The sequence below is a fragment of the Gelidibacter sp. genome (genome assembly GCF_035577925.1).
Classification (GTDB): domain Bacteria; phylum Bacteroidota; class Bacteroidia; order Flavobacteriales; family Flavobacteriaceae; genus Gelidibacter.
On sequence record NZ_DATJCY010000335.1, the window covers coordinates 1 to 1,528 of the forward strand.

Annotated in this window: 2 protein-coding genes; one reads left to right on the forward strand and one right to left on the reverse strand. The window is 32.1% G+C overall.

Annotated elements, in window-relative coordinates; genetic code table 11:
* The first annotated feature begins 368 nt into the window (after nucleotides 1-368).
* Nucleotides 369-725, forward strand: coding sequence for a hypothetical protein (locus VNJ50_RS13030; RefSeq protein ID WP_325582610.1), 357 nt, complete (start codon nucleotides 369-371; stop codon nucleotides 723-725).
* Nucleotides 726-1,112: 387 nt separating this feature from the next.
* Here the strand turns inward: VNJ50_RS13030 and VNJ50_RS13035 are convergent.
* Nucleotides 1,113-1,528, reverse strand: a 416-nt coding sequence (locus VNJ50_RS13035) for a hypothetical protein (RefSeq protein WP_325582612.1), incomplete at its 5' end; no start/stop codon positions are given.

Sequence of the window (1,528 nt, forward strand, 5' to 3'; positions counted from 1 at the left end):
TTGAGTCCGATTACTTTTTTATTTATAACATCATAAATGATCATGAAGGGAAACCGTTTTATAAACGCTTCTAGATACAGTTTTCTCCTTTTAAATGCGCTTCTCTACGTTTATCAATCATTTGATATTGTTCTTCAATTAACGTAATTTCTTGCTCATCTTTTTGATAGCTTTCAGCTAATCCATTATCAACTTATCATTACAATGAACAAAGCCTATTAGATTTTCAGAATGATTATACACCCCATAATATGGGTTTCCCTCATGGACATCAATTTACCATTCCTGGAAATTTTCAGAGTGGTCATATACCCCAAAATCACGTACCTTTCATTAAAATTCCTTTACGCCCTTTTTAATAAATGATCATGATTGAAAAAATAAAAGAAGAATATGGAGAATTCTGTGATTCTTGGATTTCTAAAATAGAAATACAACTTAATGAAATAGATTTAATAGTTACTTGTGCAAATAAGTTGAAAAATTATACCTACGAAACAATTCAATTAAGTTTTAAAGAAGTTGAATTTTACAAAATTGACAATAATTATTTTATTGATAATTACGTAATTAAAAATGCTTTAATAGTAGAAAGCAACAATTCTGTTACTATAGATCTAGACCCCATTGATTATTTTGATTATTTAAAGGAAAATGAATTTTCTACGTTTAAAATAAAATGTGGGAAAATTTCTTACAAAGTAATCGGAAAATATAATGGGTAAACTATTTTACCTTTTTCAAGCTGTCCTTTCTTCACAAAGTCAATAAAGCGACTAACTGTAGGCTTTTTCAATTAGGCACAGACCAAGCCATAACTTATACACGGTGTTACCACACGTTTTTTATTTCACGTTTCAAATGTCAGTCCTACGTAATAATTGCCCTTTGCTTTGGTGAGATTATGAATTGGTTCAAAAGATTATTGATAATCTATAAATTTACTTTAAAATTAAGGAAGATCTATTTGTTTTTTTACAAAAATAATTCCATCAAAGGCATCCGCTAGCTTTCCTTTTTCAATCATTTTAGGATTATAAGTAGATCCAATTGCTTGGTAAAACATGCTCTGTCCCTATCAAATTTAATAGAAAGACAGAGCCAGTGGTACTTTAATTTTTTAAATCAAACAGTTTATTAACTGCATTAAGATCATTTAAATCGACCTGTTTCATTGCTTGTGCTTTTGCAATCACCTCAGGAATCACAATAAGCTTCCATTTTATCTTTGATAAATAATCATTTTTCATCGCCTGGTCACCCCAAGTCCCTGATGTAAGGGCTACGACTGGGAAAACATTGCTATTATAAACTGGATTTGTTAAATTAAATACCATTCGGAATTCTACCGCTCGACCGGCTCCTAAACTCCGATCCGTTTTAAAGGGGACGAGTTTAACTCCGTGACCGTCGTCAACATAAAGTAAAACCACTCCATTGGTGTTGTAGGTGTAGTTTGCGTCGAATCCGGACGCAAAGAAGGTCTTTACGTCTCCAGGAGCACTAAATACAGCACTGCCTGACGACC